Annotated in this window: 10 protein-coding genes; 7 read left to right on the forward strand and 3 right to left on the reverse strand. The window is 69.9% G+C overall.

Going from position 1 to position 7427, the window contains the following annotated elements:
* Positions 1-4 precede the first annotated feature (4 nt).
* Genes sufC through ACTIFJ_RS03400 form a run of 7 tightly spaced genes read left to right on the forward strand, consistent with a single transcriptional unit; the run spans position 5 to position 5080 of the window.
* Positions 5-793 (forward strand): Fe-S cluster assembly ATPase SufC, encoded by a 789-nt coding sequence (gene sufC, locus ACTIFJ_RS03370; protein ID WP_439532673.1) that lies wholly within the window; start codon positions 5-7, stop codon positions 791-793.
* Entirely contained in the window at positions 790-1617 is an 828-nt protein-coding gene (locus tag ACTIFJ_RS03375; protein WP_439532674.1) for a SufD family Fe-S cluster assembly protein, read from the forward strand. The genes sufC and ACTIFJ_RS03375 overlap by 4 nt, the downstream gene beginning before the upstream one ends.
* Positions 1617-2834, forward strand: coding sequence for an aminotransferase class V-fold PLP-dependent enzyme (locus ACTIFJ_RS03380; RefSeq protein ID WP_439532675.1), 1218 nt, complete (start codon positions 1617-1619; stop codon positions 2832-2834). The genes ACTIFJ_RS03375 and ACTIFJ_RS03380 overlap by 1 nt, the downstream gene beginning before the upstream one ends.
* The gene (locus ACTIFJ_RS03385; protein ID WP_439532676.1) at positions 2831-3289 is read left to right on the forward strand and encodes a DUF59 domain-containing protein; all 459 of its coding nucleotides are present in this window, start codon (positions 2831-2833) and stop codon (positions 3287-3289) included. Before ACTIFJ_RS03380 ends, ACTIFJ_RS03385 begins: the two co-directional genes overlap by 4 nt.
* On the forward strand, positions 3289-3645 hold the full coding sequence (locus tag ACTIFJ_RS03390; RefSeq protein ID WP_439532677.1) for a HesB/IscA family protein: 357 nt from the start codon (positions 3289-3291) through the stop codon (positions 3643-3645). Before ACTIFJ_RS03385 ends, ACTIFJ_RS03390 begins: the two co-directional genes overlap by 1 nt.
* A gap of 11 nt (positions 3646-3656) precedes the next feature.
* Positions 3657-4832, forward strand: coding sequence for an FAD-binding domain-containing protein (locus tag ACTIFJ_RS03395; protein ID WP_439532678.1), 1176 nt, complete (start codon positions 3657-3659; stop codon positions 4830-4832).
* A 23-nt stretch (positions 4833-4855) separates the two neighbouring features.
* Positions 4856-5080, forward strand: coding sequence for a DUF6726 family protein (locus tag ACTIFJ_RS03400; protein WP_439532679.1), 225 nt, complete (start codon positions 4856-4858; stop codon positions 5078-5080).
* Here the strand turns inward: ACTIFJ_RS03400 and ACTIFJ_RS03405 are convergent.
* The 3 genes from ACTIFJ_RS03405 to ACTIFJ_RS03415 form a co-directional block, all read right to left on the reverse strand.
* The gene (locus tag ACTIFJ_RS03405; protein ID WP_439532680.1) at positions 5067-5657 is read right to left on the reverse strand and encodes a VOC family protein; all 591 of its coding nucleotides are present in this window, start codon (positions 5655-5657) and stop codon (positions 5067-5069) included. The genes ACTIFJ_RS03400 and ACTIFJ_RS03405 overlap by 14 nt on opposite strands.
* A gap of 11 nt (positions 5658-5668) precedes the next feature.
* Positions 5669-6220: a SixA phosphatase family protein gene (locus ACTIFJ_RS03410; protein WP_439532681.1), complete on the reverse strand. Its 552-nt coding sequence runs from the start codon at positions 6218-6220 to the stop codon at positions 5669-5671.
* Positions 6217-7427, reverse strand: a 1211-nt coding sequence (locus tag ACTIFJ_RS03415) for a helicase C-terminal domain-containing protein (protein ID WP_439532682.1), incomplete at its 5' end; no start/stop codon positions are given. The genes ACTIFJ_RS03415 and ACTIFJ_RS03410, both read right to left, overlap by 4 nt.

The raw sequence follows: 7427 nt of genomic DNA on the forward strand, positions 1-7427 counted from the left end.
CTCCGTGCTTGAAATCAAGTCGCTCCGCGCCGCTATCGACGGCAAGACCATTCTCGACGGGCTGACGCTCAGCATCGGCGACGGTGAGGTCCATGCCATCATGGGGCCGAACGGCTCGGGCAAGTCGACGCTGTCCTATGTGCTCGCCGGGCGCGCCGGCTATGCGGTGACCGGCGGTTCGGTGACCTTCAACGGCGCCGACCTGCTGGCGATGGCCCCTCATCAGCGCGCCGCCGCCGGCGTCTTCCTCGGCTTCCAGTATCCTGTCGAGATTCCCGGCGTCTCCAACCTGCTGTTCCTGCGCACCGCGCTCAATGCCCAGCGCGCGCTGCGCGGCGAGGCCGATGCGTCCGGCGCCGAGTTCATGAAGGCCGCCAAGGTCGCCGCCGCCGACATGGGCCTCGACTTCGAGATGATGAAGCGCAGCGTCAACCAGGGCTTCTCGGGCGGCGAGAAGAAGCGCAACGAGATGATCCAGATGGCCCTGCTCCAGCCCCGGCTGGCGGTGCTGGACGAGACTGATTCGGGCCTCGACATCGATGCCCTGCGCGTCGTCGCCGACGGCATCAACCGCCTGCGCTCGCCGGACCGCTCGACGCTGCTGATCACCCATTACCAGCGGCTGCTCGACCATGTGAAGCCGGACCATGTCCATGTGCTGATGGCCGGCCGCATCGTGCTGTCGGGTGGCCCCGAGCTGGCGTTGCGGCTGGAAGCGGAGGGCTATGCCCGCATCGCCGCCGAGGCCGGCGTCACCAACATCACCGACGCGCCGATGGAATCGGCGGCATGACAGCGCTGCCCACCCGCAGGGACGAGGCGTGGCGCTATGCCGACCTCGCCCGGCTGGCACCGCTGTGGCCGGCGCGCGATCCCGTGCGCCGTCGCCTCGAAGGCGCCGACCTCAGCCTCGACGAGCGGATCGACGGCGACGGCTGGCACGATGCTGAAATCGATGTCGCCGTCAGCGAAGGTGGCCGGCTGATCGGCACCATCGAGCAGGTCGCCGGTGCCGACGCCACGGTGACGGTGTTGTACCGGATCACGCTGGCTGCTCATGCCCGCGCCACGTTGACGCTGCTCAGCCACGGCGCCGCCTATGGCCGGCTGGCGCTGGATATCAGCCTCGCCGAGGGCGCGGTGCTGGATCTCGGCGGCGCCATTGTCGGCGGCGGCAGCCAGACGCTGGAGATCATCACCACTGTCCGCCACATCGGCCCCGGCGCCACCAGCCGCCAGACGATCCGGGCCGTCGCCGCGGGGCGCGCCGTCGCCTCCTATCTCGGCCAGGTCGCGGTCAGCCGCGAGGGCCAGCAGACCGACGCCGCCCAGAGCTTCAAGGCGCTGCTGCTCGATCGCGGCGCCACCGCCAACGCCAAGCCCGAGCTGGAAATCTTCGCTGACGACGTGAAGTGCGCGCACGGCGCCAGCGTGGGCGAACTCGACGCCCAGGCGCTGTTCTACATGGCCAGCCGCGGCATCGCCCCGGCCGACGCCGAGGCCTTGCTGGCCCGTGCTTTCGTAGACGATGCCCTCGCCGCCCTGCCCGAAGGCCCGGCGCGCGAGGCGCTCGGTGCCCAACTGCAGGCGCTCGTCGCCAGGCGAGGCGAGGGCTGATGGCCACTGCCCCCCTGCTGGCGCCGGCGTCGCTGCGCGCCGATTTCCCCGGCCTTGCCGGCAACTGGGCCTATCTGGATACCGCCGCCACCGCGCAGAAGCCGCAGGCGGTGATCGATGCCGTGGTCCGCGCCATGGGCACCGATTATGCCACCGTCCACCGCGGCGTCTACGCCCGCTCGGCCGAGATGACCCGCGCCTATGAGGCCGCCCGCCAGAGCGTCGCCCGCTTCATGGGCGCCGCCAGTCCCGAGGAGGTGGTGTTCGTGCGCGGCGCCACCGAGGGCATCAACCTCGTCGCCCAGAGCTGGGGCGACCGGCTCCAGCCCGGCGACCGCATCCTGCTGTCCGAGCTCGAGCATCACAGCAACATCGTGCCCTGGCAGCTGCTCGCCGAGCGGCGCGGCCTCGTCCTCGATGTCGCCCCGCTGACCGAAGACGGCCGCATCGACGAGGACGCCGCCATTGCCCTGATCGGCCCGCAGACGCGGCTGGTGGCGCTCGCCCATGTCTCCAACGTGCTCGGCTCGGTGCTCGATGTGAAGCGCCTGGCCGACGCCGCCCATGCTGAGGGCGCGCTGCTGCTGGTCGACGGCTGCCAGGCGGCGCCGCACATGGCCATCGACATGGCGGCGCTCGATTGCGATTTCTACGTCTGGTCGGGCCACAAGCTCTATGGCCCCACTGGCATCGGCGTGCTCTGGGCGCGCGGCTCCATTCTCGCCTCGATGCCGCCCTGGCAGGGCGGCGGTGCGATGATCGAGACCGTCAGCTTCGAACGCACCACCTATGCGCCGCCGCCGCAACGCTTTGAGGCCGGCACGCCGCATATCACCGGAGCCATCGGCCTGGCCGCCGCCATCGACTATGTCGAGTCGGTCGGCCTGTCCGCTATCCGCGGCCATGAGGCGACGCTGCTGCGCGCCGCCCGCGAGGCGCTGGGCCGGATCAACTCGGTGCGGCTGTTCGGCCCGGAAAATTCCGCCGGTATCCTGTCCTTCGCCGTCGACGGGGTGCATCCGCACGATGTCGGCACCATATTGGACGAAGCGGGCGTGGCGATCCGCGCCGGCCATCATTGCGCCCAGCCGCTGATGGCGCAGCTTGGCGTGCCCGCCACCGCCCGTGCCAGTTTCGGGCTGTACAATGACATGCAGGATGTCGAGCGCCTTGCCGACGGCATTGCCCGGGTCACACGAATTTTCGGGGTGAAATGATGGAAGACAGACGCATCGAGACCGAAGAAGTCACCGAGGCGCGCGCCGTGCCCAAGGCGCCGCCGCTGCGTGCCGTGCTGGAACACCAGCCCGACTATCTGGAGGGCTTTCTCGCCCCCCAGAAGCCGGCGGCCGAGCCCTTGGAGGCGTCCGCCGGCGGCCTCGAGGAGGAGATCGTTGCCGCGCTGCGCCAGATTTTCGATCCCGAGATCCCGGTCAATATCTATGATCTGGGCCTGATCTATGCGGTCGAGGTCGCAGACGGCCATGCCGTCGTCACCATGACACTGACCACCCCGCACTGCCCGGTCGCCGAGACCATGCCCGGCGAGGTCGAGACCCGGGTGCTCACAGTCCCTGGCATCCAGTCGGCCGATATCAACCTCGTCTGGGACCCGCCCTGGGACCCCGGCAAGATGAGCGACGAAGCCAAGCTCGAGATGGGAATGCTCTGATGGAGACCACCCTCCGCCGCCCGCGCCCGGCGCCGATCACCGTCAGCGAGGCCGCCTCGGCGCGCATCGCCGATATCCTCGCCAAGGCGCCGGCGGATGCCATTGGCGTCCGCCTGACCACGCCCAAGCGCGGCTGCTCGGGGCTGGCCTATGATCTCGCCTATGTCACCGAGGCCAAGCCCGGCGACGAGAAGGTGGAGACGCCCGGCGGCCTGCTGTTCATCGACGGCGGCTCGCTGATGTACCTGATCGGTAGCCGCATGGACTGGCGCGAGGATGATTTCTCCGCCGCCTTCGTCTTCGATAATCCCAACGCCAAGGGTGCCTGCGGCTGCGGCGAATCCTTCATGGTCTGAGCCGCGCCGCCGTGTTCCCCGCCACCCGCGCCGATGCGCTGGCGCAGCTGGAGGCCTTCCTGCCGCGCGCCGGCCGTGCCTATGCCGCGCACCGCAACCATGATGCCGGCCCCGGCACCGAGCGCACCACCTCGCTGCTCTCGCCGGCCATCCGCCGCCGGCTGGTCTCGGAAGCCGAGGTCTGCGCCCGCGCCCTCTCCACCCAGGGCTATGCGGCGTCGGAAAAGTTCATCCAGGAAGTCTGTTGGCGCACTTATTGGGTCGGCTGGCTCGAACAGCGGCCCGCGGTCTGGCGCGCCTATCAGGCGGAACTCGCCGAACTCAAGGCCCGCATCCCGCTCGATCGCCCGCCGCAGCGCCGCTATGCCAGCGCCGTTGCCGGGGACACCGGCATCGACGCCTTCGATGCTTGGGCCAAGGAATTGGTCGAAACCGGCTGGATGCACAATCACGCCCGGATGAACTTCGCCAGCATCTGGCTCTTCACCCTCAAGCTGCCCTGGCAACTCGGCGCCGACTTCTTCTACCGCCATCTGCTCGATGCCTGCCCCGCCGCCAACACGCTGTCGTGGCGCTGGGTCGCCGGCATCCAGACGCCGGGCAAGACCTATCTGGCCAACCCCGCCCGCATCCGCACCGCGCACGGCAACCGCTTCAGTCTCGACGCCCCGCTGGCCCGCGAGGCCGCGCCCCTTGCCTATCCGCCGCCGCCCCCGCCGCAGCCGATCCGCGCCGCCGATCAGATCGATCCCGCCCGCCGCACCGGCCTGTTCCTCACCACCGCCGACTTGTCGGTCGAAACCCGGCCGCTGCCGCCGATCATCGCCGTCGCCGCCACGTCGCGCATCGGCGGCGACCCGGCGCCGGGCAAGCGCGCGCATGCCGAGACGGCGCTCGCCGATGGCCTCGCCCGCGCCGCCGCCTCCGCCGGGGTTGCCCCTGAACGACTCGACGAGGACAATGCTGTTGCGGCGATGCGTGACTGGATGGCCCGCCATGATCTCGAGCAGATCGTCACCGGCGAGGCGCCTGTCGGCCCCGAAGCCAACCGGCTCGCGGCGCTAATCGCCGCCGGCCTGCCGATTGTCCGCCTCCGCCGGGCGTGGGACGAGACCGCCTGGCCGCTGGCGACCGGGGGTTTCTTCGCCTTCAAGGCTGCGATCCCGAAATTGCTCGCGCTTTCGTAACGCGACTCTGCCAGGCTGCGCCGATGCGTAGCTTGTTGCTTCTCCTGTTCCTCACCGGTTGCCTCGGCACGGCCGCCAAGGTGGTTACCGCCCCGGTCCGTGTCGTCGGTGCCGGCATTGATGCCGTCACCACCAGCCAGGAGGAGGCCGATCGTAACCGCGGCCGCGCCATCCGCAAGCAGGAGGAGGCCGACGCCAAGGCCGCCCGAAAGGCCGAGAAGGAACGCCGCCGGGCTATTGAGCGATGATCTGGTTCATCTCGATCATCGTGCCGTCGGGATCGAAGAAATTGCAGCCCATCACCTTGATGTCCGGCCCGCCGTTCCGCCCCGGATAGACCTGCAGCCGCGGTTCGGCGGTGAAGTGGACGCCGGGCACGTTTTTCGCCATCCCGCAGCGCTTCACCGCATCATCGACATCGAGAATCAGCACATGGCCGCCGGCCTTGAGTCGCTTGGGATAGGGGTCGGAGGCCTCCAGCGGCGGGTCCGAATATTCCATCAGCCCGATCCAGCCGATGAAAGGGTCATTGCCGTTGAGCAGCACGAGGCGCACCGGGTTGCCGGGCTGTCCGGCCGGCAGCGACACGCCGGAGACCGTCAGTTTCTGGTCGTAGTTGATGGTCAGGCCCATCACGTCCCGGTACAGCTTGAGGCTGTTCTCCATGTTGCGCACCAGGATCGTCAGCCGCCTGACTTCGGTGGGCACGCGGGTGGCGGGCTTTGCCACGCCGGCGGCCGCGGTGGCCTTTTCCGGCCCGCTGGCCGTCTGCGCACAGGCCGGCGCGGCGAGAGCCGCCGCAAGCATCAGGGTGGCAAGGCGCATGTGACGTCTCCTCAGTCGTCAGGCCCCAGGCTCGGGTCCAGATCACGCGGGCGGATGAAATGCGCCAGCCGGGCGCGCCCGCCATCGACCTGCGCCCAACGCTCGATGTCGAGATCGAGCCGTGCCAGCGTTGCGGTCGGATATTTGGCCTCGGCCTCGTCGCGGAGCGGTGTCGAGCCCTGCGGCACCAGCTCGAGCAGCAGGTCCTCCAGCGCCGGGTTGTGGCCGATCAGCAACGCATGGTCATGCTCGGCCGGAAAGCCGGCGATCAGCTCCACCAGCGTCGCCGAGGAGCACAGGTAGATCCGCTTTTCATAGAGCGGCGCCAGCGGGCTGCCGAGCCCTTCCTCCACGCCCTCGATCGTCTGGCGGCAACGCACCGCCGGCGAGGCAATGACGGTGTCAAAATCCGGCATTTCGCCCTTCTTCCGCGCCTTGCGCAGCCACTGGCCCATCGTCACCGCGGCGCGACGGCCCCGCGCATTCAACGGCCGGTCGTAATCGCGCAGCAGCGGATCATCATAGCCCGACTTGGCATGACGCAACAACGAAAGCGTCTTCACTCCGGCTCCTCGAACACCATCTCGGGGCCACCATGGCGCGACAGGGCCGGTGGGGGCAAGCCGTCTCGTGCCGCCGCCACAATCGCCACCGCCTCGGCCAGCGTCACCCGGTCGATCGGCGTGCCTTCGGGAAAAGCGGCGTGCAGCCGCGACGGCACGGCCGCACCGATCAGCACGAAATGGCCGCGATCATCGGCGCGGCGGATCAGCCGGCCGAAGGCCTGGGCCAGCCGCCCCATCGTCAGCCGGTCGTCATGGGCCTGCGGCCCGTCCTCGGCCGCCAGCCGCCGCGCCTTGTGCAGCATCGTCGGGCGCGGCCAGGGCACGCCCTCCATCACCACCAGCCGCAGCGATTGCCCGGGCACGTCGACGCCGTCCCGCAGCGCATCGGTGCCGAGCAGCGAGGCGCGCGGCTCGTCCCGGAAGATGTCGACCAGCGTGCCGGTATCGATCGGGTCGACATGCTGGGCATAGAGCGGGAGCCCGGCGCGGGCGAGCGGGTCGGCGATCCGCTTCATCACTTCGCGCAGCCGGCTGATCGCCGTGAACAGCCCCAGCGTGCCGCCGCCCGCCGCCTCGATCAGCGCCCGATAGGCCTGCGCCAGCCCTGACAGGTCCTTGGCGCGAATGTCGGTGACGATCAACACACGGGCATTGGCGGCATAGTCGAACGGGCTGGCAATGGCGAAATGTGCCGGCGGTCGCGCCATGTGACGAGCGCCGGTCTGCCGCTCGGCCTCGGCCCAGCGCGCGTCCTCGTCGCCGGCCCGGCCGCGCAGCGTCGCCGAGGTGATCAGTGCCCCGTGCAGCGGTGCCAGCACCTGCTCGGCAAAGGGCCGCATCGGATCGAGCCAATGGCGGTGCAGCCCGATATCGAAGTCCCGCCCCTCGCTGCGCGCCAGCGCCAGCCAGTCGACCTTGTCGGCATCGCCTACCGTGCCGATCCGCGCCAGCAGCTTGCCCCAGCCATCGAGCATTGCCGCGCGCTCGGTAAGCCCGCGTACCGCGCCCTCCACCCGCGCCCGGCTCGGCACGTCGAGCCAATCCGGCGGGTCGTCGAGCACGGTCAGCAGCAGCGCCGCCAGCGCCGTCATCGGCCCGGCCAGCGTCGCCAGCGCCGTGCCGGCGGCATGCGCGGCATCGAGCAGCGCCGGCAGTGGCTCGGTCAGGTCGCTCTCCAGCCCATGGCCGGCATCGGCCTGCGGAT

The sequence above is a fragment of the Polymorphobacter sp. genome (assembly GCF_051860865.1).
Classification (GTDB): Bacteria; Pseudomonadota; Alphaproteobacteria; order Sphingomonadales; family Sphingomonadaceae; genus Sandarakinorhabdus.